Raw genomic sequence first — 26,072 nt, 5'->3', positions numbered from 1 at the left:
AAACTTTCCTAACATATTTTTTGCTATATAAAAATCATCTGGTAGTCGACTCACCAGTCTTACTTTTGTTGCTTAAAAACCTTACCGGTTTGACCGATATAATATATAAAAGGTGTACAAAATCACAATTGAGTATGAAATGAATCATCGAAAGGAATGGAATATATTATGAGCTCTAAGTTATTCTCTATTACCAAACGCAATAAAGAAGATGCAGCACAAACAGAGTTTTCTTTGGCACGTGCCAGCGAAGGTTTACTCGACCAGGTTAAACTAGATCTGGGTCATAACCCTGAGTTCACAAAGCAACTGAAACTGATTAATTTAAACAAAGAGGATCTGGTCATCGCCAAAGCATTGCAACCAGTGATTGTCCAACATAGTCACAAGATCACCGATGCTTTTTATGGCGGCTTGACTGAAATACCGGAATTGTTGAACCTCATTGAACAGCACAGTTCTGTTGAGCGGCTAAAAGAAACATTGCGCGTTCATTTAACTGAACTTTTTGCAGGGCATATTGATGAAGCCTTTATGCAAAAAAGGATGCGAGTCGCCACGACCCATGTACAGATTGGACTGGAGCCAAAATGGTATATCGCTTCATTCCAACGCCTGTTTACCTCGATTACGAATACTCTTGAGGAAACACTATCCAGCCGTGAGGATTATACCAAAGCTATCCTGGTCGTTAGCAAGTTATTTAATTTAGAGCAACAGGTTGTGCTAACTTCATATGAACAACAACTTGAACAACTCCGCGTCCAAACTGAACAAGACAAACAAAACATGAAAGATTCGGTTCACAAAGCGGCAGAAGAACTGGCCACCATCTCACAGAATTTGACAGCCTCTTTAGAAGAATTAGCCGCTCAGTCGGAAGAGATTGTTAAAATGGCCAACCAAGGAAGTGTTCACAGCAGTCATGTTGAAGAAAAAGCGCAAGGCGGTCACAAACAATTGTCTGAGCAACAGGAATTGTTTACCCAGATTGAGCGGAGTGTGGAGGCCATTACCACAGAAATGGACCGCTTAGAGGAGACATCAAATGATATTCAGCAAGTAATTAATATTGTGACAGACATTGCTGATCAGACTAACCTACTAGCGCTGAACGCAGCCATTGAAGCAGCCAGAGCAGGGGAACATGGACGAGGCTTTGCAGTTGTTGCTGATGAAGTCCGGAAGTTGGCTGAACAGACCAAGCAATCTGTAGCCAGTGTAGCCGCAGCCATTCAGCAAACCAATCAACAAATCACTAAAGTGGTAGAGCTTAACACCACTATCGAGAAATTAATAAAACAAAGTAATACCGGCATGAAAGAGACCGGTCTGGCCTTTAAAGATATTTTGCTAGCGGTTGAAGAGAACAAAGCACAAATCGTGCATATACAAGGTGAGTTAGAAAACTTTGAACAAGTGATGTCTGAAATTGCGCAAGCATCAGAAAAGGTGGCCCTCTCCTCCGATCAGTTGAAAGATATGACCACCCAGATTTGATTGCCAGGACCAGAGGTAGCAAAGATAACAGATCATGCAAGCTAACTGATTAAAGCAAAGGATATTAAAGTGCAAAAGGCAATCCCTTGTAGAGGATTGCCTTACTGACATCAGCATAATAAGCCACGAACTTTGTGCAATTGATTTGAGCGCTTTCCATAGGATCTCTTTCAAAATGTTTCTGAACCCCTTATAAGCGATGAAGTGGTTCCAAAGGCTTATAGTTTCCAAATGTTGGTTTCGTTGTTGAAACAGGTGCAGCCCAACGGCAAGCATTTTCAATCACCTTAAGCACCTGCGGGTGATAGTAGGTGGGATATGTTTCATGCCCTGGTCTGAAGTAGAATATTCTGCCATTACCACGATAATATGTACAGCCACTGCGAAACACTTCCCCACCCTCAAACCAGCTGACAAAGATCAATTCGTCCGGTTGGGGAATATCAAAAAACTCGCCGTACATTTCTTCTTTCACAATTTCAATATATTCCCCAATTCCTTCTACAATGGGATGGCCTGGCCGAACCACCCACAACCGCTCTTTCTCGCCAGCTTCACGCCACTTGAGATCACATGTGGTTCCCATCAGGGTTTTAAAAATTTTAGAAAAATGAGCAGAGTGTAGTACAATCAATCCCATGCCATCCAACACTTTCTGTTGCACACGGGCCACAATCTCATCTTGAACCTCGTGGTGGGCTTTATGTCCCCACCATATGAGTACATCCGTTTGGTCTAGAACCTCTGTGGTCAACCCATGTTCAGGTTGATCTAATGTGGCTGTTTTCATGTTAAAGCCAACCTTTTCAAGATAGGAAGCCAGGGCATGATGAATACCCTGGGGATATAGATTGCGTACTTTGTCATTTTCTTGCTCATGACGAAATTCATTCCAGACCGTGACACGCACGATTGTGGACATAACGAACACCCCTTTAGTCAAATAAAATTTTAACCATCAATAGCAGGCAGTCCTCTCACCACAGTCTCCTGAGATTATAGCAGCTCAGAAACATTGATCCACGCTCCTTCCCGAGCTGAGCGTGCAATCGCCTCCAGAACTGCCTGGTTTCGTACCCCATCCTCAAAAGAAGGAGAGACCTGCTTCCCTTCGGCAATCCCTTGAATCAGTTCATAAACTAAATTAATGAAGGTATGTTCATAGCCAATGATATGACCAGCTGGCCAGTACTGATTGACGTAGGGATGCACTGATTCTGTCACATTGATGGTGCGGAAACCTTGCAGGCTTTTGTCATCATCAGTGAAATAAACCTCAAGCAGGTTCATATTTTCCAGATCCCAGCGAATAGAACCTTTGGAACCGTTAATTTCAAATTTATTTTTATTGCGGTTGCCGGCAGCAAAGCGGGTTGCCTCGAAGACACCCAGTGCCCCATTATTGAAACGGGCAAGGAAAGCCACAGCATCATCAACATCCACTTTTCCTTTTTGAACGGAAGATTGGGCAGCATGCAATCCTTCCGTCATTTCACCCATGGGACGCTCTTTAATGAAGATTTCGGTCATCCCTGTCACCTGTTCAATCTCCCCTACTAAGAACCGGGCCAGATCAATGATATGGGAGCCAATATCCCCCAAGGCGCCAGAACCTGTTACATCCTTGCGCAGCCTCCAGACAAGAGGAAAGTCAGGGTCCATGATCCAGTCTTGAAGGTACTGTGCCCGGATATGATAGATTCGTCCTAATTTACCTTCTTCAATCAGCTTCTTAGCCAGCTGCACAGCGGGAGCAAAACGGTAATTATGGGAAATCATGTGCACGACACCAGCTTCCTGGACGGCTTTTAGCATCTCTTTGCCTTCTTGCACATTCATGGCCAGTGGTTTTTCACATAAGATGTGCTTCCCCGCCTGTGCTGCTTCGATGACCATTTCGGCATGGGTATTGTTGGGGGTGACAATGTCAATCAGATCAATTTCGTCACTCTTTATTAGCTCCCGCCAGTCTGTATGGGCTGCTTCAAAGCCAAATTGGGCAGCTGCCTGCTTAACTCCCACTTCGTTCCGGCCGACAATCGTTTTAAGCACTGGTTTCAGAGAGGGGTTAAAGTAAAAAGAGACATCCCGATAAGCATGACTATGGGCTTTGCCCATGAACTTGTATCCAATCATGCCCACATTAAGTGTTTGGTTTACGCCCACCACAGTTCCTTCACCCTTTCCCGAATCAGGATATCCTTCAAGAACGCGACTGCCTTTTTAAACCCTTCATCAATAGACATTAAGCTGTCTTCATGCTCAATAGAGATGGCCCCTTCATAGCCCACCATTTGCAAGGTACTGATAATCTTCCGCCATTCATCATGTCCCTGCCCATAGCCGACGGTACGGAAGATCCAAGAACGGTGAAGTTCATCACGGTACGATTTGGTATCCAGGACGCCATTGAGGGCAGTGTTACGTTGGTCGATATACGTATCTTTAGCATGAACATGATACAGAGCCCCTTCTTTGGCTAATTCTTTGATACATTCTGAAGGGTCCATTTGTTGCCAGAAAAGGTGGCTCGGATCGAAGTTAACGCCGATATTATCACCAGCTTCCCGCCGCAAACGCAATGCCGTTTCATTGTTATAGACGACAAACCCGGGATGAGGCTCAATGGCCACCCGAACCCCGTGCTCCTTCATAAAGGCGGACATCTCTTGCCAATAGGGAATCACTTTTTCTTTCCATTGCCATTCTAACACTTCCATATGCTCTGGCGGCCAGGCGCACGTCACCCACACCGGATTTTGAGAAGTTTCAGATTCACCGGGACAACCTGAAAAACCGATCACCGTTTCCACACCAAGTTTTTCGGCCAGTAACACAGCGTTGGTAAAGTCTTGATGGAAAGATTGGGCCACTTCTCGCTTAGGATGTAATGGGTTGCCGTGACAAGAGATGGCACTAATCTCCAAACCCCGGTTCTCAATGGCCTGTTGGAAGGCTTTCAATTTTTGTTCATCAGCCAATAGAGCGGCAGCATCAGCATGTTTCTTACCTGGATAACCTCCCACACCAATTTCAACCGTATCTAAACCTTGCTTTTCGATCAGATCCAAAGCCTCTTCCAGTTTTTTTTCACCGAATAAAACGGTAAAAATGCCTAGTTTCATCATATCTCTCCTCTACAGTCATGGTTGTATTAATCTGAATGTCAATCTTAAAACCGAAAGTGATGTAAACTTTTACATTATCAACTTTCTACACTTCCTGATTGATAAAGACCTGCCTTCCCGTTTCACTGGACTGATAGATAGCATCCAGGATTTGATTCACCAATAAACCTTGCTCTGGTGAGCAGAGAGGGGTTTCACCTGTTTCTAAACAATGGAGGAAATGTTTCCACATATTGATGCGGGCCTGTTGATCATCATAGGTAATATGGGGCGTAATATCGTGCTGGAAGCCCTCCCGCTCGGTATAAATGGTCAGACCAGTATCATTGGTTAAGCGTATACCACTCTTGTTACCTAATAACTGAACATAAACGTCATCTTTGGCAATATTGGCAGCCCAGCTGACTTCCAAAGCCAATGTAGCTCCATTATCCAAACGAATGAAGGCAGTGGCTAAATCTTCCACGTCAAACATGCCGTTTTCATTCACATCCCCCCAAGATACCCTGTTGAGGCCCTCTTTTGTATGGCCAAATTTTATATACGTTGCACCAACCACCGAAACCGGTTTGGGGTTACCCATTAAGTACAACGTGACATCCAGCATATGAACACCGATGTCAATCAGAGGTCCTCCACCCGATTTGGATTTGGTGGTAAACCACGTTCCCCATCCTGGAATTCCAGCCCGGCGCATCCAGCCGCACTTAGCGTAATAGATTTCTCCCAGTTCTCCTTTATTAACTTGTTCTTTTATAAATTGAACGTCACTTCGGAAGCGATTATTAAGCCCAACCATTAGTACTTTACCCGTCTTCTTCTGAACCTCTACCATTTGCTGGGCTTCAAGGCCATTAATCGCCATCGGCTTCTCACATAAGACATGCTTACCCGCCTCCATCGCTTCAATGGCGACCTTAGCGTGCAGAAAGTTTGGTAAAGAGATTAACACAGCATCAACATCTGCAAGACGAAGCAGCTCACGATAACCAGAAAAGATATGTTTAGTATCATACTTCTCAGCCAATTGCACAGCCTGATGTTCATTAATATCCGCAATAGCAACTACTTCTGCCTGGTCTTTCAAAGCTGATAACGAAGTGTAATGGGCTAATTTCGTGATTGTTCCTGCACCTATAATTCCAATTCTAAACTTTTCCATTCAATTACCTCCCATGTATTCGGATAATGTACCCTAAGAATATTTATTATTTTTAAACGTTAATAACAAAACAAAGGAAAGCCGTTATTACCCTTTTACTGCCCCTCCTGTCAATCCTTTAACTACTTTATTTTGTGCGATGACAAATAAGAGTAATATTGGCAAACTCGCTAAAGTTAATGCTGCCATTAACCCGGGTATATTTATGCTAAATTCACTATAGAAGTTCTGTAGACCAAGAGGCAGTGTCATATTCTCCGGACTGGATAAAAGCACCAAGGCAAAGATAAATTCTGTCCACAAAAACACAAAATTATAAATAACAATAGTTGAAATAGCGGGAACAACTAACGGTAACATAATTCTCCAGAATATACTAAAATGACCGCAACCATCAATATAGGCGGCTTCCTCTAACTCTTTGGGCACTTCTTGCATGAATTGAGTAAGTATGAAGATAGAAACTGGTAGACTAAATGCTATATATGGACCAAGCAAGGCCCATAAAGTATCATATATTCCCATGTCTTGCGTGAGTATGAAAATGGGAATTAATGTTGCATGAATAGGTAACATCATGCCGGCCACGAAAAATAGGAGTAGTGGCCTGTTTAGTTTAAAGCTCATCCGGCTTAGTGGATAACTGGCTAGCGCAGAGATAAACACGATGCCTATAACTGAAACAACGGTAATCAAAATACTATTAACAAAATAACGTGTTAAGCCCATTTCAAATACAGAAACATATTGTTCAAACGTAGGCTGAGAAGGAATAATTGATAACGGACTCTCAAAAAACGAGTTGAGGCTCTTAAATGATGTTCCGATCATATACAAAAATGGATAACCAGTAAAGAACAACAATACGATGGCCAATGTATACAAAATTACCTTTTTAACAATGTCCATCAGGTTCATGGTGTTAAGAGCCCCCTCTTTCTGCGCTGATACTCAATTACTTGAATTAGAACCACTATCACAAAGGCGATAAGAAACATCATAAAAGCAATTGCGCTGGCATAGCCCATATTAAGATTGACAAATCCTTGCTTATACATATAGGTGCCCAAAATTTCAGTGGCATGGCCCGGACCTCCCCTGGTCATGATATAAAAGATATCAAAAGCCTTAAGAGAACCTACAACGGCGAGAACCGAAGAAGTTACAATAGTTGGCATAAGTGAAGGCAAAGTGATATACACAAATTTATGAAATGAATTAGCACCATCCATATCAGCGGCCTCATATAATTCATCAGGTATCCCAACCATTGCCGCCTTGAATAATATCATATAGAATGGTGCAAACTGCCAAACGATGACTATCAATACTGATGTCATAGCAAGAATAGGATCAGCAAGCCAAGCCACGGGTGAAAATCCGAATATGTCCAGAACGCGGTTAACCGGGCCGTTGACTGGGTCATACATATAGATCCATAAGAGACCAATGGCAACTGTAGACATTAAGTAAGGCAAAAAGTAAAGCACATTGAATACTTTACGACCTTTAATTGAACTGAACAGGATTAATGCCATCACTAACCCTAGTGGAATCTGTACAAAAACTGAAACGAGTACAATTTTAATATTATTTTTTAAAGCCATCCAAAATGTACTATCTGCAAATAGTTGAATATAATTTGTTAATCCCACAAATATTTTTTCCCGCTGTGTCCCACTCCAACTAAACAAACTATAGTTGAAGGTTGTAATGATGGGATAAACAACGTAAATCATATATACGATAAGCGCCGGCAGAATAAACAGCAAAATTGTGAGTCGCTTTTTAAATTGACTATTTCTTTTTGGAGCAGAAGATATTACTTTAGTTTGTTCTTTTTTAGAGACAATCTGATCAATGTTCATAGCCAATCCCTCCTCCCCACACATAAAATAATTGGATAAAAAGGGCTAGTTTCCGAGCCAATACATAACTAACCCTTACTTATTATCACTTAATTATCTTTTATTCCAGTACCTCTCTAGCCTTCTCTTCCATTTTTCGAGCTGCCTCTTCCGGTGTCATGGTTAAACCAAATAACTCTTGGGTGGTATCTTTGTGTAATTCTGCTAATGCAGGAGGAAGTGTTTGGTCATAAGGCATTTGGAGATGATTTGCTCGATGTAAATAATACTCAAACTTTTTAACAAATTCATCTTCAATAACTACATTTTCTACAGCAGAAAGCGTACCAGTCCGATTTGCATAAGATTGTGCAGTTTCTAAACTTGTTAACTCCCTAACCAGCTCAATGGCTAACTCTGGATGTTCTGTGTGCTGATACACTGAAAATACTGGTGAAACCGCTCCGCTTAAGTTAGTAGGGTCTCCTTCCCCATCGGGTAAAATCGGTGTCGGAAATACATCCATGATATTCTCAAATTCTGGTGACTCATTTCTTACGTTATTTAAAAATGCTGTTGTCATCAACATCATCGCTGCTTGACCAGAGTACATTAACTGTCTACCTTGCCCTGCATCATAAGGTATACCATTGAAACCGGGGTTAAATGCGTTGCGATTTACCAAGTCCTGGATATATTCTCCAGCTTTGACATATGCTTGATCATCAAATCCTCTACCTGTTCTATTAAATGCTTCTTGGAACAGTTCATGTCCACCCAATCTATCTGCAAAGTCCATAAGGTAAAATGCACCGGGCCATGCGGTCTGATTTGTCAAGGCAATAGGATAAATGTTCTTATTATTAAGAACATCTATGATTTGAATTAACTCCTCATATGTTTCGGGTGGCTGGAGTTCATATTCATTAAAAATCTCTGTATTATAAAAGAATAGATGAAGTGTAACAGCTAATGGAACTCCATAGACACGATCTTCATAAGTAGAATTATTTAAGGCAAGTTCTTTAAAATGATTTTTATCAATATGATCTGTAATGTCTAACACCTGACCTGAGTCAACAAACTCTTTAAGCCAACCTCCTCCCCAGCTGACAAAGATATCAGGTGGATTTCCTCCGGACATAGCCACTAACATCCGTTGCTTGTAGTCATCATTGGCAATATAACGGGCATTTACTGTTACATTAGGATGTGCTTCTTCAAACCTTTCTATCGCCTCTAGTAATACTTTCTCTTGTTCACCTGTTTGAATATACCAGAATTCAATTGTTGTCTCCTCATTAGAAGCAGTTGGAGCAGGATCAGTAGTGGATGTCGAAGAATCTGAGCTAGAATTGCAGCCTAATAAAAGCAAACTTAATGTTAACAGAGTCATGATTAACATTAAAACGTTTCGATTCATGCTTTTAAAACCTCCCCAGAAAATGTAATCGTTTACATATCAAGTTTTAATAATCTAAATGTTATATTTTGTTTATAAAATTGACTTTAAATAAGAAATGCTTATTTTTATACTTTCTAAAGGATCCCTCTTACACTTATCCTGTTCAACAACCCACCACTCAACTGAGTGCTGCCGACCAAAGTTAATGATAGGTTTAAAGTCAATCTTCCCTGTACCTAACTCTGCAAAAAATTCTTCTTTATCATCTGTCATGTCCTTTAGATGAATCAAGGGGATGCGATCTTGATACTTTGCTAACCACGTCAGAGGTTCTTCACCAGCTTTTTTTAACCAATAAATATCTAACTCAAATTGCATCCACTCAGGATTAGTTTCGTTTAAGAGTATTTCTAGTCCAGTCTCGTCTCCAAACCTGTGCAGTTCAAAGTCGTGATTATGGTAGATAAAAGTTATGCCATGTTCTTTGCACTTTTTACCAATTTCATTAAAAAGCCCGGCTAACCGTAGATAATCCTCTTTAGTCTTTCTCTCTTCAGGCAGTAAGTACGGGCAGATGATTTTTTTGTTTCCCAGCTCTTGTTGATACTCAATGACTTGTAATAAATCTGATTTCAACATATCCAGCGGAATATGGCTTCCGGCAATTCGAAGTCCCAGGTTATCTAATATTTTTTTTAGTTCTGTTGGCCTGTAATCTTCCCAATAACCCGCAAATTCAACACCGTCATAACCCATAGCTGCAATTTTTTCAAGTGTTCCAGCAAAGTCTTTTTTCACTTCCTCTCGCACCGTATACAATTGTACAGCAACCGGTATGTTTGCCACTTTTTAAATTCCCTCCCCTTTAAATTTCCTTTGAGTTAGAAAATCAAACACTTGAAAAGAACCACCTCCTGCTTGATTAAAATTTACTGTTAATAAAAACGTTTACATTTTAAACTGGGTCGTTAGTTACTTATATATTGTTGAGTCAATTACATAACCAGTTCAGGATTCAAAGTTGTAGAGTGACGAACAATCAGCTCATCTTCCAAGACGATTTGAGGCTGGTCAAGCGGTTCATGATTAATGACTTTTAGCAGCAGATCAACAGATGTTTGACCGATTTTATACCTTGGCTGCCGAATGGTGGTCAGACTGGGTGTGACAAAAGAAGCAACATTAATATCATCAAATCCGGCTACCGCCACGTCTTCTGGCACACGTATGCCTTTGTCTTGTATCGCCTTCATGGCACCAATGGCCATCTCATCATTGGCAGCAAAGATAGCAGTGGGAGGGTTCTTTAAACTTAACAGCTTATTGGCCAGATCATAACCTGATTGCAAAGTAAAATCTCCTTCCTGAATCAGGGCTTCATCTTCTATCAGGCCGCTTTGGTGAAGCGCTTGCAAATAACCTGTTAAACGGGCCACACTTAAAATTATGCTGCTTGGCCCGGCAATATGGGCAACCCGTTTGTGCCCTTGTAAAATAAGGTGTTTCGTGATTTTCCTGGCCGCACTCTCGTTATCAATGGACACTGAAGGATATGGGCTGCCGGGAATATATTCACAGGCCAGAACCAACGGCCGCCGCTGGGCTAACTCATCAATAAAGCGGCGGTCAATTTCAGCCGTGGTTAAAATAACACCATCAGCCCAGCTCTCTTTCAGCAGATTGATGTACTCTTTTTCTTTCTCTTTATTGCGGTCTGTACTCCCCACCAGGATCTTAAAACCTGCTTCTCTGGCCCGGTCTTCAATCCCCCTGAAAACCTCGGAAAAGAAAGGGTTTTTGATGTCAGGCATTAAAGCAATGATAATATTGGACTGCAGGCGCCGTAAATTTTGAGCCATGCTGTTTGGCCGATAATCCAGCTGATTCATGGCCTCCACAACCAATTGTCTGGTCTTAGGGCTGACCTTTTCGGGATGGGATAAAACCCTAGATACGGTAGCAATTGATACTTTGGCTAATTTAGCGACATCGTGTATGGTTGCCATCTCTAATCATCCTGTCCATATGTAAAGGTTTACATAAAGTTCATATTATAAGGGTTATAAAGGTCCTTAAAGCTAACAGAACCACTCTAAATTGGTTGCTTTATTTAATTTTCCACTTTTATATCGTTACATATTTATTACATATTTATAGGATAAAGTAATACAATTATTATTGTCAAGAGCACTTTAATAAAATTTCTGAACCTTCCATTTATTGATAAACGTTTACATAAGATGCACTGTTTTATTTTTACCGCTTTTTTATCAGCAAAAAGCGACACCTTTTTCCTTGGCGCCGCTTTTTATTGTCATCCCTAGGTCAACAAGGAATCTCATGATTCATGGTCAAGATTCAAGCGTTTCTAGACCTGAATAGTACTTGGTCTAATGAATACAAACGACTTCCACTGATTAAAAGCGCAATGGACATCGCCAAAAATGTCAAATCTAATTCATACCCGGCCATTTGCTCATTACCCAAAAAACCAGCCGACATTTTCACTGTAAATATAGCCCCTATCATAATGAAGGTGAATAAGAAAGCAACAAGGCGTGTTCCAATCCCTAAAATCATGGCGATGCCGCCTGCAAGCTCAATAATGGCGACAACATAGGCCAGGAATCCTGGCAGCCCAATGCTGCTAAACCATCCGGCTATGTTATTGATACCACTTTGAAATTTAACTAGGCCATGGACAAAAAAGCTTAATCCGAGGACGACCCGCAAGATTAATAAACTCCACTCATATCTCTTGGACATGCTGTTAATTTCACTTCCTTTTTATTATTTAATTATTATTTGTAACTTATGAACTAAAAATAATATGCTGCTACAGAACCAAGAGTTTAAAACCGAAAGCAGATATGGCTCAATGTCCCATGGTCATAACTCCGGTATAGTAATGTTGGAACCTCATGATCAGACCCGCTGCCCAGTGCAATAAAAAGCGGAACCAGGTGCTCGGCCGATGGCACGGCAAGGCGGGCGTGGGGAGCCAACTCTTCATATTTAAAAAGTGAATCTAAATTTTTTTGCTGGACCTTCTCAATGAGCCAGTCATCAAACTCAACTGCCCATTTTTCCGGTGTGGTTTCTCCCCAGCGTATCATCCCCAAATTGTGAACTGTTCCGCCGCTGCCAATGACCAGTATATCCTCTTTCCCCAATCTCTTAATTGCCTGGCCGATTTTATACTGTTCTTGAGGAGGCAAGTATGGATTTACTGATAATTGAACCACAGGAACATCAGCTTGAGGATACAAACGGCGCAAAACAACCCACGAGCCGTGATCCAATCCTCTTCTCTCGTCCCTTTTTGTCTTAATTCCATAATTGCTAAACTGTTGTTCAAGCAATGCAGCAATAGTTGTTGAACCTTTTGCGGGATACGTCAGTTTAAACAACTCCTCTGAAAAGCCGCCAAAGTCGTAAATGGTTTCGTACGCTTGATCAGTAGAAGAAATGGTCAGTGTTGGGCTTTCCCAATGGGCTGTAAAGATCACAACTGCCTCAGGCTTAATTTGTTGACCCAAACCCTGAAGAAAACGGGTATATTCATTTTCTTCAATAGCCAACGTAGGTGAGCCGTGACAAACAAATAATGAGGGGACCATGCTTTAACCTCCCTTGCAAAGCGTTTATTTATAATTACTTTACGTAAGTAAGTTTAAATTAGTAATAAACTGGTGTCAAGTAGTTAAATAATTAAACGTATATTAGTTTTGAATTACACACGAGAGAATAGTATAATCTGAATAGTGAAAGTGAGGTGAGCATTATGAAAAACTCCTCTCTCTGTCCCAAATTTGAAAAAGCCATGCAGTTGCTTGGCAAGCGTTGGACAGGCTTAATACTCTACCAGCTCCTTTCAGGTCCACAACGTTTTTCAGAAATTGAATCGGCTCTTCCAATTAGTGGGAGGCTTCTTTCTGAACGACTTAAAGATTTAGAACAGGAAGGTTTAGTCAACCGCCGGGTTTATCCTGACGTCCCTGTACGCGTAGAGTATTCATTAACTGATAAAGGGAAAGCGTTAGAACCTGTTATAAAGGAAATACAGTTGTGGGCGGACCAATGGATAGAGATTGACAATAAGGGTTAGTATACGATGAACAGAAACAAAAAATCACTTAGTTTGGCTATAAAATTCAATCATTGATTGATATTTTACGTACATCTGCAACCCGGCACGGTCCTCTACCAACTTTTTCAAAAGTATGATTGTATTCCACTAACTCAATCTCACAATGAGGACCAAGTGTAATCTTATTTCCCCTCACAATTTTGGCAGTGGTATACTCCAGGAAAATGCGGTCCCCTTCTATCACCTCAGCTTCAAGATGGTCATGCGGCTTGAAAAGTTTAAGTCTTTTGCGTTGCACTGTAATCTTCTCCGCTCCAATTTCCCGGATCCGGCTGGTGTTATGCTGCAAGCGGAGATTAAAAATTCCGGCGTTTAACAATCCCTCCACCTTTAAGCCGCCTTTGACGCTCAGCTCCTCCATTTCAACATTGCCCTTCACTGTCAACCAACCGGTGATCCTTCCTCTGTCACCCGTCATTTTTTCCATCACATCCAGATTGCCAAACACTTCTAATACATTGGCTATGAGTAAGCCATGGATTGAAGCTGTGCCAAAGACACACAACCGCTCGAGGACCGCTTTCCCTTCCAGTTCACCTTTCCCGAAAATCTTGCATTGTTTGCCTGTCAGGTCTCCCTCGACACAGCCATGTCCCATGATGCTGACCTTGTCAAATTTTCCTCCAGGCATGCTTCCGTCACCATATATTTTTATATGTTGTTTTTGCTCGTTCATTTAAGAAAAACCTCCACTCAGGATTTTATTTTTCAATTTCTCGAGCAATGTACGACATTTAACTGGCGTACAATTTTGGCTTGTTTACCCCTATATATCAGTCGGACTGGTTAAAAAACGACAGCAACTCCCATCTTTCTGATCAAAATCAGCCGGCAATCAAGATGCTCCTTGACAGAGTAATAGTCCACTATCTGTTGTTTGTAAAGTAACATAACATTGTTATGTTTTAAAGCTCAAGTTATCCCTTGACTGCTTACCGTTGTTCTGAAGGAGCTTAATATTAATAGAATTGCAACTTGTAAAACACACTCTAAATGGTAGAATAGTAATGGTAATAGTTGCTAGCACTACTTGCGGATGGAGGTTACGATGAAGCGGAGAAAAGTGAAACAGCGGCCAAAACATGTCACCATCCACATTGTCCCTGATGGCAAAGGAACAACTCACGCTTTTCGTTTACGCTTGTATACTACACTCTGGTTATTAATTGGAGCTCTTTTTGTCTTTGCCACTGCCTTATCAACCAGCTTATACTTGTGGGACAAGCAGCAAAAAACAGAAACCACACTAAAAAAATTTCAGCACTACGCCGTTGAAAATGAACAGTTAAAAGACTACTTAAACCAGGTGTATGATGATTTAACTGTGTTTAACCAGCAAATAGAGACTCTCAGTCATACTTTGGCAGATATTACCGGTATGGAAGAAACAATCAAAGCACTTGATGACGAATTGCAAAATATACTTCCACCTGCCAAATCAGAAACAGCCTCTATACACGATACCGTTCAACAGACGCTTATTACAGCAGATAACCAGTTGTCGTTCCAGCCTAAACCGGAGGAGAAGTCGCAAGTCAATATTGCCAGTCTGAATTCGGAACTTGAAGAGAATAAATTGTACCATCCGGACTCAATATCAGTCATTATTGAACGGTTGAAATTACATACTGAATATTTAAAAAACATAGCTGATGAACATGAATCCAATCTTTCCGTACTGAAAGATGACTTACACCAAGAGCTGGACAAAGCACGTTATATCCCCTCCATCATGCCGACTAACGGACGTATCACATCACCATTCGGTTGGCGGAATGACCCTTTTACAGGACAAAGAAGAATGCATAATGGGATTGATTTTGCCAACAAGCTAGGAACTCCCATCTATGCCACAGCAGACGGTACTGTCACTTTTGCCGGGAGAAACGGCGGTTACGGGAAACAAGTACGCATCAACCACGGCAATGGCTACATGACCAGCTACTCCCATCTACATAGCATAAAGGTCAGCCAAAAGGAGCAGGTGAAAAAGGGAGATATCATTGGGGAAATGGGCAGCACAGGTCGCAGTACTGGCGTTCATCTTCACTATGAAATACACCTGAATGGTCAACCGATTAACCCTTTCCCTTATATCAAAGGAGGAGAGTAAAGAACATGCTAGGCAAGAATGCACAGGAAGAAAAAGTGAATACGCTAATTGGAAAAGGCACCCGGTTGGAAGGAAAAATTGTTTCTTCTTCTTCTTTGCGTTTAGATGGTGAACTGGTAGGTGAAATCCAAACAGAGGGCAATATCACCCTAGGTAAAGAAGGAAACGTACACGGCAACCTGTATGCCAAGAACATAACCATTGAGGGCCGAATTGAAGGCAACCTGTGTGCTAAAAAACATATCTATCTTTCTTCTAGCGCTCAAGTGCTTGGAGATATTACAGCAGAGTCACTAGAGATGGAAAAAGGGGCAACATTCAACGGGAAAAGTACGATGGGAAAAGAAGAGGTCACAGATATGATGAAAAAGACTGAATCCAGTTAGTCCGGCCACTGTTAAAAAAGCGGCATCTCCAAGTGCCGCTTTTTTTATTACCCACTCTCATCCCCATTAATGTGAAAAGCCCTGGCATCCTTAGGTTTGCCAGGGCAGCTGTGTCCTTAAGTGAGCAATCACAGATAAGTTCCAAGACGAGCACGTAACGATCTACCTTGCACCATGATGAATCGCTTATTACCTGCCCATGATCTTTCGACCATGAACAAGCAGGTCACAACCCATCATGATGGTTCGTTCGACCGTACAGGATACCTGTACAGCTATATATGATCTCTCGACCATATATAACCGTTAACCCTTAAGAGAGCCTGCGGCACCCTGTACGATCTTAGCTCGACCCTATACGACAGGTTGGAACCTTATGACAATCAAATACTTATTTGTACCGACTGCCATAAAGCTTTTCCCCGCCGTATAGAATCTTCTCTCCGACCGTATATGAGCCAGGATGACCCATATACAATCTTCGACCGACCCATATACACCCCTTAACAGAGCATATATGGATCTGGGCTCAACCGTTACGTACCCGTTACTTATATCATGGACACATGTTCAAAGTTATATACATACTTCGTTAATTTTTCCGCATTAAATCTGGCAAAAAGGTTACGATGTCTGGAAAAATGGCCAAAATTAGCGTACAGACGATCATGGCGAGCAGCATGGGAATGGCACCCCTAAAGATGGTTTCAATGGGGACATCTTTGGCCACACCACTGATGATATACACACTGATTCCGAGTGGCGGAGTGATTAACCCAATGTTAAGTACCATCACCATAATAACTCCAAACCAAATCCCGTCATAGCCCAATTGGATGATTAAGGGATGAACAATCGGAAGTGTCAGTACGAAAATGGCGATCCCCTCAATAAACAGGCCCAGAATAAAGTAAATCACCAGAATGAGCAACAATATGACAAAGGGAGACAGATCAAGCTGAGTGACAAAGCTGGTGATTTGTACAGGTAAACGGCTGACAGACAAAAACTGGCTGAACAGGTTGGCGCCGATTAAAATCAGAAAGATCATGGCTGTCAAACGCACAGATTCATCGAGGGAAAGCATTAATTTATGCCAGTTCAGGCGACGGGTGATCAGTGCAAAAATCAGTGCCCCCATTGCCCCAGCAGCAGCGCCTTCTGTCGGTGTAAACACACCGAAATAAATCCCCCCAATACTCATAACAAACAACACCAGGAAGGGCCATACCTGCCCCAATGACTGAATTTTTTTCTGAAGAGGTGCTTTCCCTCTCACCGGTGCCAGGGTGGGGTCTCTTTTAATCAAGATATAGATGGTCAACATAAACAGGGCCACTTGCAAGATTCCAGGAATAATGCCGGCAATTAATAATGCACCAATCGGCTCCATGGTTAAAACCCCGTATAATATAAGAATAACGCTGGGGGGAATCAATACGCCTAAAGTCCCCCCTGCAGCGACAAGAAGTCGAAAGGCTTGGTTTATAATTGTATTTCTTCATCTCAGGCAATGTCACTTTGGCAATTGTCGCTGTTGTGGCGTTAACGGATCCAGAAATGGCTGAGAAGATGGCGCTTGTACCGATGGTTGCCATAGCCATGCCGCCTTTTAAATGGCCCATCCAGCGGTCGATCGCTTGATATAAGTCATTGCCCAGGCCACAGTTGGAGAGAATCATACCCATGAATATAAACAGGGGGATAACACTGAGATTATATGAACTGGCCGTTCCAAACGGGCTTGTACCCAATTGGACCAGCGCCACGGCAAGGTCTGTAATCGTAGCATAGCCCACAAAACCGACCAGAATCAAAGCCATTCCCACTGGGAACCGCAGCAAGATGAACAAAAGCAAAGCTAAAACACCAAGCACGCCGATCCATTCAGGACTCATTTCTTGTGCCCCCTTCATCTTTTACACTCGACCTAAATAAGGCTACAAGTGCAAATAACAAGGTGCCCACTGCGGCCAAATAGACAAACGGGTACAGTGGTAAACCCAAATCGGCTGTCACTTGATTAGAAGCCATTACCCTTGACCCGTATTGTATCATCTTCCAAGCGATGAGCAGCTGCAAGATAAAAATGATTAGCCCAACGACAACGTCGATCACTAATTGAATTCTTTTAGGGAATTTTTTAACGATAAAATCAATCGAAATATGTTCACGACACAGATGTGTGTAACTGAGAGAAAAAAATATTAACAGTCCAAGCCCGATCTCCGCTAATTCAAAGGTGCCCCTGATGGGCCGATTTAAGAAAAATCGGCCCAGCACATCAGTACACACTAGAAACATCATAAACAGCAATATAAACATTGAGCAAGTATGAAGGAGACGACTCATACCTTGCAAGACGTCATTGGTCCGTCGCAACAATTTCATCATAATCGTCCACCTAGTTCAATTCTGAGTTTAACCGTACCGCTCTGTCATAAATCTCGTGGCCAGGTAAGCTTTTGCTATTCATCTCCTCGATCCAGCCTTCGATTACTGACTCTAATTGACTCATCCACTCAGCAATTTCTCCTTCAGACAATTCATAAACTTCAACATCAGAATCTGCTAGTGCTTCTCTGGCCTCTCTGGCCGCATCATCAAATGCTTGCCCACCTTTCCGAGCCATGGACAGCCCGAGCTCTTCAAGTTTTTGCTGTTCTTCCTCTGTTAAACCTTCCCAAACTTGCTCATTCATTACAGCAAAAAAGGTTGTCATGTAGAAATTGCCTATCGTAACATAGTCGGTCACATCCATCAGATTAAAGGCCAATAACTCAGGCATGGGTGCAAAGGTGCCATCCACGACACCCCTTTGCATGGCATCATATACATCACTCATCGGCATAGACACTGGTGTAGCTCCAGCTAACTCAATCACCTTGTTCATAATAGGGGATGGCGAACGAATGCGCATACCACGCAAATCATCAATAGATTGTACTGGCTTGCCCACTGTCAGGAGTTGGCCAGGGGAAGAGGTAAATAACCACAAAGGCTTTGTTTGAGCATGCTCATCCTGCAATTCGGGGAATTCTTCATATAATTTCCACAAAATTTCAGAACCCTTCTCCCCTGAGTCACTGATAAAAGGAAGTTCCATGACTGACACCAGTGGAAATTGCCCCGGCGTATAGCTGTGTACACTGACTGCAATGTCTGCAACACCTGTCATTGCCATATCATACTGGGCTCCCGGTTCACCGAGGGCACTGGCAGGATAAATATCTACGGAAACACGTCCTCCAGAAAGATTGCTCATCTTTTCAACAAAGGGTTCAAAAACCCCGGTTTGAACAAAATGTTGGGGAGGCCAGAAGTGAGAGAACTTGAGTGTGATCTGTTCACCTGTAGCTGCCTCTGTTTTTCCACCCTCTGATGACCCTGCTTGCTCTGTCTGACAAGCGGTCATGAGCAGGATGAGTGCCATAAAAAGCCATAAGCCCAACCTTCTCCTTAATCTCGTGTTCATTGTCAATCCCCCTCTAATTTTCCATTCTTTTTCAGTACGCCTCTTTGCTTATTCTCTTTATTTTCTTGAAGATAGCTCTGACTATGGTAGCGTTCACAAAAATGATTCTCAGTCAACTGCAACAATCAGGAAATAGACATGAGTTGTACACTAACGTTTTCAATAAAGCTGGCGTATTAAGGTGCTTGACACTTTTGTCTGTTTCTCCGTAACGGGTGAAACGATGTCGACCGAAAAATATCCCTGACCAATTCGTTGTAAATCTTGAGCTGCCCGGCCCCATACCTACCAAAAGTGAAGTCATAGCCGACAGTGATATAGCGGCAATTTAAAGGGGCCAGGAAATGATGGATAAAATCTTCCGGCTCAAGACTAGCAAAGGAATGATCAAAGCGGACAATATAGACAACGTCGACCCCCATCTTTTCCAAAAGCAACAGTTTTTCAGTCAGCGGAGTGAGATAGGCACCATAATAGGTGATCCCCAATGCTTCCCGCGGATGGGGATCAAAAGTTATCACCCCGCAGGCCAAATTTCTCATTCTGGCCACTTGCATAGCATTCTTAATCAATGCTTGATGCCCTGCGTGCAGCCCATCAAATGTTCCAATGGTTATACTACTTGGCAGATAAACCTGTTCTTTGTTCAGCGGATAGTGAAGATGGAACACTTGCATCTGATTCACCTTGGTTCCCTAGCTCATTAAAGCCTGATACACTTTCTCATCCAGTTCTTTGGCCTTTTTAGGGTTGTATGTTTTCTCAAATAAGGGCTCCTGTATGATCTTTGCTCCCCAGAACATACTTTCAAAAACTTTATCTACATGTACTTCAAACTTTACTAATTTCAAGGGCACGCCATTCATCTCCTCAGTTAAGATGGAACAGGTCCCAGCAATTGAGTACACGCTTTCCAAGGCGATCACACACAATACCACTTGGGGATTGTTTTTAATATTGTGTATGATCCGCGAATCACGGGTGACAGCAAATCGGATATGTTTGTCATCCTTTGTTTTGACCCAGGATATGGCCGTCACATTAGGAGATGCCGTTTCCTTCTCAATTGTAGACAACAGAACCAGTTTTTCCCCGTCCAAATGGGCCATCAATTCAGGAGACAATCCTTCCAATACGGCTGGCATACCACTCCCTCCTTCACCTTAAACCAACATATCTGGTTTATGTTTTTCCAAAACAGCCTCTGACAGACGAACGGGTTCACCCGTTTGGATGTTCAAGAATGGGGTGGCCTCATTAAACCAGCTGTCCGGTGCCTGATGTCCCCAGAATGTCTGCCGACGAGGATCGTTTAAACTCCAGCGAATCGGTTTGAAATCCGGGTCACTGGTGAGGTAATCACCTGTATAAATTTCGATTCGATTGCCATCCGGATCACGGAGATAGAGGAAAAATGCGTTGGATAATCCATGGCGTCCCGGCCCTCGCTCAATGGCTTGTGTATAGCCCATTGAAGCCAAAACATCACAACCATGAATAATGCTCATGGGATCACTTACCCATAATCCAATATGATGCAAGCGCGGACCAGGTCCGTTCATAAACGCCTGGTCATGCACGTTGGGCTTACGGTGCAGCCAGGCAGCCCAGATCTGATCATCATCTGTGGCTGTATATTCCGAACATTTAAAGCCCAGTTCGTTGATATAAAAGTCGTATGCTTTTTGTACATCAGGGACAAAACAATTCACATGGTCAATGCGTTGGATCCTTGCGCCACGGTAAAGATCATAACGCTGCAGGTACCGATCCACTGTTTCCATCTTATAGAAAAATTCCAAGGGAATGCCTGAAATATCGTGAACGCGCAGGATTTTGCCCATAGCTCTCTGGCTTCCACCCTCTATCCATTTTATAGGGAATCCCTTCTCTTCAAATAAAGCAGCCAAAGCTTCCAAATCTCCTTCGTTGTACACTTTGTAACCTAGGGCGTGGACACCTGGCTGTTCAGCCTTTTTTAACACAAGACTGTGGTGTACATGCTCTTCCAATCCCCGTAAATACAGGTGGGAATCATCGGACTCTGTTTCAACCATCCCTAGTGCGTTGACATAAAAATCGCGGGCTTTGTCCAGGTCCGTCACATTCATCATCACACGGGCCACACGAACGATATTGAAACTCAAGGGAAACACCTCCAGAAGATATCAAGATTTGCAAGGTCAGACATATCTGGGAGCAGACGATTTAGCGCGTTTCAAAAACTCGTTAACCATTTCCTTGTAAGGCTCTTTATGGTAATGATCGTAGAAAGCATTGGACATGCGCACCGGATCACCGAAGAAGTAGTATTCATACAAAACCTGGCGGTTACCAAAAGCACTAATGCATATATCCCAGGCAAGGCGGAACAGTTGCACACGCTCATAACCATCAATATTGGCCCCTTGAGTATAGCGGTGAACCAACTCACCGATTTCTTCGTTACTAAAATCAGCCTTAGTTGGAATGGCCATTAATCCAGATGCCCCCAAGGTACGAATAATTTCCACAATACGCGGGTACATGCGCGGATACCAGTTACGGGCTGTATCTAGAGGCATGAAGTCCGGGGTCATATTGCCATACTGATCCTGTTGAGCATTTTCCTCTGCCCGGTACAAATGGGAACGCATCGTTTCCAAAATGCTCATCACTTCATACGCTTTTTCCTTAACGTGCTGGAAACGCTCAATACCGATCGCATCAATAATGCTCAGAATCACACCTAAAGTAAATTCAGTTTTGGCCACATTTTTGGCCACAACTTGGTGAGCCATATGAACAACGGCATTGGTTTCCCGGTAAGCCCTGTTGCAAATATTACTATTTTCACAAATGAAGACCCGCTCCCAAGGCACTAACACATCATCAAAAACGACAATGGCATCGCTTTCATCGAAACGAGCACCAAGAGGATGCTCCCACTGACTGCGGCCATAGTCGAACGACTCCCGGCACAGGAATTTTAATCCTGGTGTATTGTTGGGGATGGCAAATGCAATAGCATACGGATCGTCTTCCGACTGCATTTTATTGATTGTGGATGGAAAAACCACAATTTCATCCGTGATTCCGCCCAATGTGGCTAACAAACGGCAGCCTCGAATGACAATGCCATCTGCATTCTTTTCTACGATACGGGCTGATAAGTATGGATCCTTTTGTTCCGCTTGAATTTTGGAACGGTTAACCTGCGGGTGAATCAAGGTGTGGGTTAAACTGATATCATTTTCCCGCACGAATTCATAATAGTTTCTGACATTCTTGCCATACATGGGATCAGCCTGGGCAAAGAAAGATTCTGCCGAACCAAAAGCCATGATACTTGTGTTTAAGTAGTCCGGTGAACGCCCCATCATGCCCCCCGTATACCGGGCCCATTCCATGATCATCTCTCTTCTCCGGATCAGGTCCTCCTTGGTCTTGGGCTGGATAAATGACAGTCCAACCTTGTCTCCGGTGGTGGGGGAGGTGTACAGCATTTTCTCAGGCTTTTCATATTGCATATCATAGAGCCCGGCCAGACTGTTCACCACGTTTTTAAAAGCCGGATGTTCGGTCACATCTTCCACTTTTTCCCCGTGAATCCAGACGTTATTCTTCGCTTTTTTCAGTCCCTCGATATAATCTTTTCCTGTTCTGGCTGGCATGTTATCCCCTCCATCTTGTAAAATTTATACCTTTAGCTTCCCGAATTTGGGAATTGGTGTATCTCCGATGGCCACATGAATCACTTGGGTTTCCGTATAGAATTCAAAGGCATAATGTCCGCCTTCACGGCCAATACCGCTGTACTTGGCTCCACCAAAGGGAATACGCAAGTCACGCACATTTTGGGAATTAATCCATGTCATTCCTGCTTCAATGGATTGAGCCACCCGATGGGCACGCTTGATGTCGTTGGTCCAGATATAGCTGGCCAATCCATACTTAACATCATTAGCCAGTCGGATCGCTTCCTCTTCAGTGTCAAATAACATGACGGCCAGCACCGGACCAAAGATTTCTTCCTGAGCTACACGCATCTCATTGGTCACATTTAGTAACACAGTGGGAGGAACGAAATTTCCGTCCCGATATGCTATAGGAACATGGCCGCTGACCACTTCTGCCCCTTCAGACTCGGCAATCTTGAGATACTCCAGCACTCTTTGCTGGTGCACGCGGTGGATGAGTGGACCGACCTCAGTGTTGGAATCCATCGGGTCCCCAACCACGATGTGCGGCAAACGCTCCAACAAGGCGTCTATAAACTGTTCTTTGATGGATGATTGCACAAACAAACGGGAGTTGGCTGTACATCTTTCACCATTGAAGGAGAAAATACCAAAGATACACGCATCGACTGCCCGTTCAAAATCGGCATCCTCAAAAACGATAATTGGAGACTTGCCGCCCAGCTCCATGGAATAACGCTTCAACGTGTCAGCGCCATTTTTAATGATTTCAGATCCGGTCACGGTCTCTCCGGTGAAAGAGATTAGCTGCACGTCAGGGTGAGCCACGAGAGAAGCTCCTGCTGTTTCCCCAAAACCATGCACCACATTAAACACCCCAGAGGGGAGACCCGCTTCATTCACGATTTCGGCTAACTTATGGGCTGTTAGGGGTGACCATTCTGCTGGTTTCAAGATGCAGGTGTTCCCGGTGGCCAGCGCCGGTGCCACTTTCCACGTTTCCAGCATAAACGGAGCATTCCAGGGTGTTATCAGTCCGGCCACACCAACGGGTTTATAGATTGTATAATTGATAAAATCATTGTCTTTTTGATAAGCCTCGCCGTGCAAACGACTCTTAACCATTTCGGCGTAAAACCTAAAATTTTCAGCAGCCCGAGCCGCTTGCTTTTGTGTCTGTTTAATAGGCAGTCCTGTATCCAAGGATTCCAGATAAGCAATCTCGTCTGCTGCCTGATCAATTAAATCGGCGATTTTATATAAATAGCTCAGTCGTTCATTGACACTCATCGTCCGCCAAGGACCATGATCAAAGGCCTCCCGGGCTGCCTTCACAGCCCGGTCAATCTCTTCTTTATCTCCCTCTGCCACCGTATTGATCACCTTATTGGTAAAGGGATTAACGTTTTCAAAGCGTTTGCCAGAAGCACTCTCTACAAATTGCCCATTGATATAGTGTTGTACATGTTCAGGGTGTGCAAAGGAACTCATATCAACGCCTCCTATTTTTCAGTCCGTCCATCCAGTATGGGATTTTCCAAGGCACCGATGCCGTCGATCTCCAAACGCATGACATCACCGGGATACACATGGGAGATCCCTTTTGGGGTTCCGGTGAGAATCATGTCCCCCGGTTCCAAGGTCATAAAGGAGCTGATAAATTCAATCAGTTCGGGAATGGTATACATCAAGTCCTTGGTGTTACCCTGTTGCCTTAGCTCATTGTTGACATAGGTTCTCAGTTCAATGTTAGTGATGTCCGGAATATCCTCCTTGTCAACAAGCACAGGTCCAATGGGCCCAAATGTGTCGTGTCCTTTGGCCCGGACAGGCGGACGGTAAAAGTTATTCACGAAATCTCTAACGGTTACATCATTGGCAATAGTGTATCCGCGTACATAGTCGAACGCATTCTCACGTCTAATGAAGCGGCCTTCCCGGCCAATGACCACAGCCAATTCATTCTCGTAATGCATATACGTAGCCCCGTCAGGGTAATAAACAGGCGCTTTATGACCTACAACGGAACTGTTGGGCTTAATAAACAGCACTGGCTCAGCAGGCTTTTCCAGTCCCAACTCTACGGCATGATCGGCATAATTTAAAGCTAAACCAATGATTTTATTAGGCTCCACAGGAGGCAACCAAACATCAATAGCTACTTCTTGATACTGTTTTCCGGCGGGAGTCGTGATTACCCCGGCATCATACGTCCCTCTCTGAAGACGACCTTCGGCAATAAAGCGGACATGTTTCATCAGGCATTTCCCCCTATTTGTTCACTTGTTCAGGCAGTGTGACATAAGTTTCAAGTACAGAGCGGATCTCTTGCTGCAGCTCTTCAGAAGGCAGGTCCATGGGCAACCTCAGTTTAGGGGTAATTTTACCCATCATACCCAAGGCCGCCTTTAAAGGAGCTGGATTAGTATCTTTAAACAATACATCGTTTAATGGCATCAGTTCATAATGAAGTTGCTGTGCTCTTTCCACATCCCCTTCAAACCAGGCATTGTGCATTTCAGCTACTTTATCCGGGGTCACGTTTGCAGTGGCACACACAGAACCCGATCCACCAATGGCCAGCATCGGGTAGCACAGCAGTTCAATGCCTGAGAAAAGACGGAAATCCCGGCCGCAGTACAGCAAGACTCGGTTGACATGCTCAAAGTCCTTGTTAGATTCTTTAACCCCAACAATGTTCTTGCAATCTTCGTTCAAGCGGGCCAGCGTCTTCACTTCCATGTTAACCGCTGTCCTTCCGGGGATGTTGTAAATAATAATCGGAATGTCAACGGCATCTGCCACCGTTTTAAAATGCTTATATAATGCATGCTGAGAGGGTTTATTGTAATAAGGAACAATGACCATCGCTGCATCGGCACCCATTTCCTGGGCTAGTTTAGTGAGGTGCATTGTCTCATCGTGGTTGGTAGAGCCTGTTCCCGGCACAACCGGTACCCGTCCCCGCACTGTTTGAATGGCAATCTCCATGACCCGTTCCCGCTCCTGCAGAGTTAGCGAGCTGGGCTCCCCAGTGGTTCCTGTCACAGAAATCCCATGACTGCCGCTGGCAATATGCCACTCAATTAAATCGACCAAAGCCTGTTCATCAATATTCCCCTGTTCGTCAAACGGGGTCACGATCGGGGCAATCGACCCCCGCAAACGTTGAACCGTTTCTTCAAAATTTTTGGCCATCATTTATCCCTCCAACCCTTTGGCTATA

The 26,072-nt window shown here is 43.3% G+C and carries 25 protein-coding genes and 1 pseudogene; 4 read left to right on the top strand and 22 right to left on the bottom strand.

The features are described 5' to 3' along the window. The first annotated feature begins 168 nt into the window (after nt 1–168). Complete coding sequence (locus tag J2S00_RS07880; protein WP_307337812.1) at nt 169–1,500, top strand: globin-coupled sensor protein; 1,332 nt, start codon at nt 169–171, stop codon at nt 1,498–1,500. A gap of 190 nt (nt 1,501–1,690) precedes the next feature. On the opposite strand, the gene J2S00_RS07875 is transcribed toward J2S00_RS07880, so the two are convergent. The 11 genes from J2S00_RS07875 to J2S00_RS07825 form a co-directional block, all read right to left on the bottom strand. Continuing rightward, nucleotides 1,691–2,422 carry a ThuA domain-containing protein gene (locus tag J2S00_RS07875; protein ID WP_307337808.1) on the bottom strand — a complete coding sequence of 244 codons (732 nt, stop codon included), beginning with the start codon at nt 2,420–2,422 and terminating at the stop codon, nt 1,691–1,693. Nucleotides 2,423–2,496: 74 nt separating this feature from the next. Next, on the bottom strand, nt 2,497–3,666 hold the full coding sequence (locus J2S00_RS07870) for a Gfo/Idh/MocA family protein (protein WP_307337806.1): 1,170 nt from the start codon (nt 3,664–3,666) through the stop codon (nt 2,497–2,499). Then, on the bottom strand, nt 3,657–4,625 hold the full coding sequence (locus J2S00_RS07865; protein ID WP_307337803.1) for a sugar phosphate isomerase/epimerase family protein: 969 nt from the start codon (nt 4,623–4,625) through the stop codon (nt 3,657–3,659). Before J2S00_RS07865 ends, J2S00_RS07870 begins: the two co-directional genes overlap by 10 nt. Before the next feature lie 88 nt (nt 4,626–4,713). Next, a complete protein-coding gene (locus J2S00_RS07860) occupies nt 4,714–5,790 on the bottom strand; it encodes a Gfo/Idh/MocA family protein (RefSeq protein WP_307337801.1) in 1,077 nt (358 codons plus the stop codon). 87 nt (nt 5,791–5,877) lie between these two features. After that, nucleotides 5,878–6,708, bottom strand: coding sequence for a carbohydrate ABC transporter permease (locus tag J2S00_RS07855; protein ID WP_307337798.1), 831 nt, complete (start codon nt 6,706–6,708; stop codon nt 5,878–5,880). Beyond that, nucleotides 6,705–7,658, bottom strand: a complete 954-nt coding sequence (locus tag J2S00_RS07850) for a carbohydrate ABC transporter permease (protein ID WP_307337796.1) — start codon at nt 7,656–7,658, stop codon at nt 6,705–6,707. The genes J2S00_RS07855 and J2S00_RS07850 overlap by 4 nt, the downstream gene beginning before the upstream one ends. A gap of 100 nt (nt 7,659–7,758) precedes the next feature. Further along, nucleotides 7,759–9,060: an extracellular solute-binding protein gene (locus J2S00_RS07845; RefSeq protein WP_307337793.1), complete on the bottom strand. Its 1,302-nt coding sequence runs from the start codon at nt 9,058–9,060 to the stop codon at nt 7,759–7,761. Nucleotides 9,061–9,132: 72 nt separating this feature from the next. Beyond that, entirely contained in the window at nt 9,133–9,888 is a 756-nt protein-coding gene (locus J2S00_RS07840) for a sugar phosphate isomerase/epimerase family protein (RefSeq protein WP_307337791.1), read from the bottom strand. A 149-nt stretch (nt 9,889–10,037) separates the two neighbouring features. Next, the gene (locus tag J2S00_RS07835) at nt 10,038–11,048 is read right to left on the bottom strand and encodes a LacI family DNA-binding transcriptional regulator (RefSeq protein ID WP_307337788.1); all 1,011 of its coding nucleotides are present in this window, start codon (nt 11,046–11,048) and stop codon (nt 10,038–10,040) included. Nucleotides 11,049–11,400: 352 nt separating this feature from the next. Further along, entirely contained in the window at nt 11,401–11,808 is a 408-nt protein-coding gene (locus J2S00_RS07830) for a DoxX family protein (protein WP_307337785.1), read from the bottom strand. Between the two features lie 86 nt (nt 11,809–11,894). Then, a complete protein-coding gene (locus J2S00_RS07825; protein ID WP_307337782.1) occupies nt 11,895–12,662 on the bottom strand; it encodes a DODA-type extradiol aromatic ring-opening family dioxygenase in 768 nt (255 codons plus the stop codon). Nucleotides 12,663–12,826: 164 nt separating this feature from the next. Between J2S00_RS07825 and J2S00_RS07820 the strand changes: the two genes are divergently transcribed. Further along, nucleotides 12,827–13,150, top strand: coding sequence for a winged helix-turn-helix transcriptional regulator (locus J2S00_RS07820; RefSeq protein WP_307337780.1), 324 nt, complete (start codon nt 12,827–12,829; stop codon nt 13,148–13,150). A 46-nt stretch (nt 13,151–13,196) separates the two neighbouring features. Here J2S00_RS07820 and J2S00_RS07815 read toward each other — a convergent pair whose 3' ends face one another. Beyond that, nucleotides 13,197–13,868 carry a hypothetical protein gene (locus J2S00_RS07815; RefSeq protein ID WP_307337776.1) on the bottom strand — a complete coding sequence of 224 codons (672 nt, stop codon included), beginning with the start codon at nt 13,866–13,868 and terminating at the stop codon, nt 13,197–13,199. A gap of 372 nt (nt 13,869–14,240) precedes the next feature. Between J2S00_RS07815 and J2S00_RS07810 the strand changes: the two genes are divergently transcribed. After that, the gene (locus J2S00_RS07810; protein ID WP_307337773.1) at nt 14,241–15,305 is read left to right on the top strand and encodes a M23 family metallopeptidase; all 1,065 of its coding nucleotides are present in this window, start codon (nt 14,241–14,243) and stop codon (nt 15,303–15,305) included. 5 nt (nt 15,306–15,310) lie between these two features. After that, entirely contained in the window at nt 15,311–15,691 is a 381-nt protein-coding gene (locus tag J2S00_RS07805; protein WP_307337770.1) for a bactofilin family protein, read from the top strand. 592 nt (nt 15,692–16,283) lie between these two features. On the opposite strand, the pseudogene J2S00_RS20025 reads toward J2S00_RS07805, so the two are convergent. From J2S00_RS20025 to hpaI, 10 genes and pseudogenes are all read right to left on the bottom strand, one after another. Then, nucleotides 16,284–17,589, bottom strand: a pseudogene (locus tag J2S00_RS20025) (TRAP transporter large permease). Next, a complete protein-coding gene (locus J2S00_RS07790) occupies nt 17,579–18,082 on the bottom strand; it encodes a TRAP transporter small permease (protein WP_307337763.1) in 504 nt (167 codons plus the stop codon). Before J2S00_RS07790 ends, J2S00_RS20025 begins: the two are co-directional and overlap by 11 nt. Before the next feature lie 13 nt (nt 18,083–18,095). Then, nucleotides 18,096–19,166 carry a TRAP transporter substrate-binding protein gene (locus J2S00_RS07785; RefSeq protein WP_307337759.1) on the bottom strand — a complete coding sequence of 357 codons (1,071 nt, stop codon included), beginning with the start codon at nt 19,164–19,166 and terminating at the stop codon, nt 18,096–18,098. Between the two features lie 176 nt (nt 19,167–19,342). After that, nucleotides 19,343–19,843 carry a nucleotidyl transferase family protein gene (locus tag J2S00_RS07780; protein WP_307338360.1) on the bottom strand — a complete coding sequence of 167 codons (501 nt, stop codon included), beginning with the start codon at nt 19,841–19,843 and terminating at the stop codon, nt 19,343–19,345. An 18-nt stretch (nt 19,844–19,861) separates the two neighbouring features. Next, entirely contained in the window at nt 19,862–20,311 is a 450-nt protein-coding gene (locus J2S00_RS07775) for a pyridoxamine 5'-phosphate oxidase family protein (RefSeq protein WP_307337755.1), read from the bottom strand. Between the two features lie 18 nt (nt 20,312–20,329). Then, on the bottom strand, nt 20,330–21,313 hold the full coding sequence (gene hpaD / locus J2S00_RS07770) for a 3,4-dihydroxyphenylacetate 2,3-dioxygenase (protein WP_307337752.1): 984 nt from the start codon (nt 21,311–21,313) through the stop codon (nt 20,330–20,332). 36 nt (nt 21,314–21,349) lie between these two features. After that, nucleotides 21,350–22,819: a 4-hydroxyphenylacetate 3-monooxygenase, oxygenase component gene (hpaB, locus tag J2S00_RS07765; protein ID WP_307337750.1), complete on the bottom strand. Its 1,470-nt coding sequence runs from the start codon at nt 22,817–22,819 to the stop codon at nt 21,350–21,352. A 24-nt stretch (nt 22,820–22,843) separates the two neighbouring features. Next, on the bottom strand, nt 22,844–24,337 hold the full coding sequence (gene hpaE / locus J2S00_RS07760; protein ID WP_307337746.1) for a 5-carboxymethyl-2-hydroxymuconate semialdehyde dehydrogenase: 1,494 nt from the start codon (nt 24,335–24,337) through the stop codon (nt 22,844–22,846). An 11-nt stretch (nt 24,338–24,348) separates the two neighbouring features. Next, nucleotides 24,349–25,104 carry a fumarylacetoacetate hydrolase family protein gene (locus J2S00_RS07755; RefSeq protein ID WP_307337743.1) on the bottom strand — a complete coding sequence of 252 codons (756 nt, stop codon included), beginning with the start codon at nt 25,102–25,104 and terminating at the stop codon, nt 24,349–24,351. Nucleotides 25,105–25,117: 13 nt separating this feature from the next. Then, on the bottom strand, nt 25,118–26,047 hold the full coding sequence (gene hpaI, locus J2S00_RS07750) for a 2,4-dihydroxyhept-2-ene-1,7-dioic acid aldolase (protein WP_307337740.1): 930 nt from the start codon (nt 26,045–26,047) through the stop codon (nt 25,118–25,120). Nucleotides 26,048–26,072: the final 25 nt, after the last annotated feature.

The organism is Caldalkalibacillus uzonensis (assembly GCF_030814135.1).
Lineage (GTDB): Bacteria > Bacillota > Bacilli > Caldalkalibacillales > Caldalkalibacillaceae > Caldalkalibacillus > Caldalkalibacillus uzonensis.
Note: the sequence above shows the minus strand (reverse complement) of the source record. Positions and strands in the feature narration are given on the sequence as shown.

Excerpts from the sequence above, each read along its gene's own strand:
- J2S00_RS07880 (WP_307337812.1), top strand. The coding sequence starts at position 169 with ATGAGCTCTAAGTTATTCTCTATTACCAAACGCAATAAAGAAGATGCA.
- J2S00_RS07875 (WP_307337808.1), bottom strand. The coding sequence starts at position 2,422 with ATGTCCACAATCGTGCGTGTCACGGTCTGGAATGAATTTCGTCATGAG.
- J2S00_RS07865 (WP_307337803.1), bottom strand. The coding sequence starts at position 4,625 with ATGAAACTAGGCATTTTTACCGTTTTATTCGGTGAAAAAAAACTGGAA.
- J2S00_RS07860 (WP_307337801.1), bottom strand. The coding sequence starts at position 5,790 with ATGGAAAAGTTTAGAATTGGAATTATAGGTGCAGGAACAATCACGAAA.
- J2S00_RS07855 (WP_307337798.1), bottom strand. The coding sequence starts at position 6,708 with ATGAACCTGATGGACATTGTTAAAAAGGTAATTTTGTATACATTGGCC.
- J2S00_RS07850 (WP_307337796.1), bottom strand. The coding sequence starts at position 7,658 with ATGAACATTGATCAGATTGTCTCTAAAAAAGAACAAACTAAAGTAATA.
- J2S00_RS07845 (WP_307337793.1), bottom strand. The coding sequence starts at position 9,060 with ATGAATCGAAACGTTTTAATGTTAATCATGACTCTGTTAACATTAAGT.
- J2S00_RS07835 (WP_307337788.1), bottom strand. The coding sequence starts at position 11,048 with ATGGCAACCATACACGATGTCGCTAAATTAGCCAAAGTATCAATTGCT.
- J2S00_RS07830 (WP_307337785.1), bottom strand. The coding sequence starts at position 11,808 with ATGTCCAAGAGATATGAGTGGAGTTTATTAATCTTGCGGGTCGTCCTC.
- J2S00_RS07825 (WP_307337782.1), bottom strand. The coding sequence starts at position 12,662 with ATGGTCCCCTCATTATTTGTTTGTCACGGCTCACCTACGTTGGCTATT.
- J2S00_RS07820 (WP_307337780.1), top strand. The coding sequence starts at position 12,827 with ATGAAAAACTCCTCTCTCTGTCCCAAATTTGAAAAAGCCATGCAGTTG.
- J2S00_RS07815 (WP_307337776.1), bottom strand. The coding sequence starts at position 13,868 with ATGAACGAGCAAAAACAACATATAAAAATATATGGTGACGGAAGCATG.
- J2S00_RS07810 (WP_307337773.1), top strand. The coding sequence starts at position 14,241 with ATGAAGCGGAGAAAAGTGAAACAGCGGCCAAAACATGTCACCATCCAC.
- J2S00_RS07805 (WP_307337770.1), top strand. The coding sequence starts at position 15,311 with ATGCTAGGCAAGAATGCACAGGAAGAAAAAGTGAATACGCTAATTGGA.
- J2S00_RS07790 (WP_307337763.1), bottom strand. The coding sequence starts at position 18,082 with ATGAAATTGTTGCGACGGACCAATGACGTCTTGCAAGGTATGAGTCGT.
- J2S00_RS07785 (WP_307337759.1), bottom strand. The coding sequence starts at position 19,166 with ATGAACACGAGATTAAGGAGAAGGTTGGGCTTATGGCTTTTTATGGCA.
- J2S00_RS07780 (WP_307338360.1), bottom strand. The coding sequence starts at position 19,843 with ATGCAAGTGTTCCATCTTCACTATCCGCTGAACAAAGAACAGGTTTAT.
- J2S00_RS07775 (WP_307337755.1), bottom strand. The coding sequence starts at position 20,311 with ATGCCAGCCGTATTGGAAGGATTGTCTCCTGAATTGATGGCCCATTTG.
- hpaB (WP_307337750.1), bottom strand. The coding sequence starts at position 22,819 with ATGCCAGCCAGAACAGGAAAAGATTATATCGAGGGACTGAAAAAAGCG.
- hpaE (WP_307337746.1), bottom strand. The coding sequence starts at position 24,337 with ATGAGTTCCTTTGCACACCCTGAACATGTACAACACTATATCAATGGG.
- J2S00_RS07755 (WP_307337743.1), bottom strand. The coding sequence starts at position 25,104 with ATGAAACATGTCCGCTTTATTGCCGAAGGTCGTCTTCAGAGAGGGACG.
- hpaI (WP_307337740.1), bottom strand. The coding sequence starts at position 26,047 with ATGATGGCCAAAAATTTTGAAGAAACGGTTCAACGTTTGCGGGGGTCG.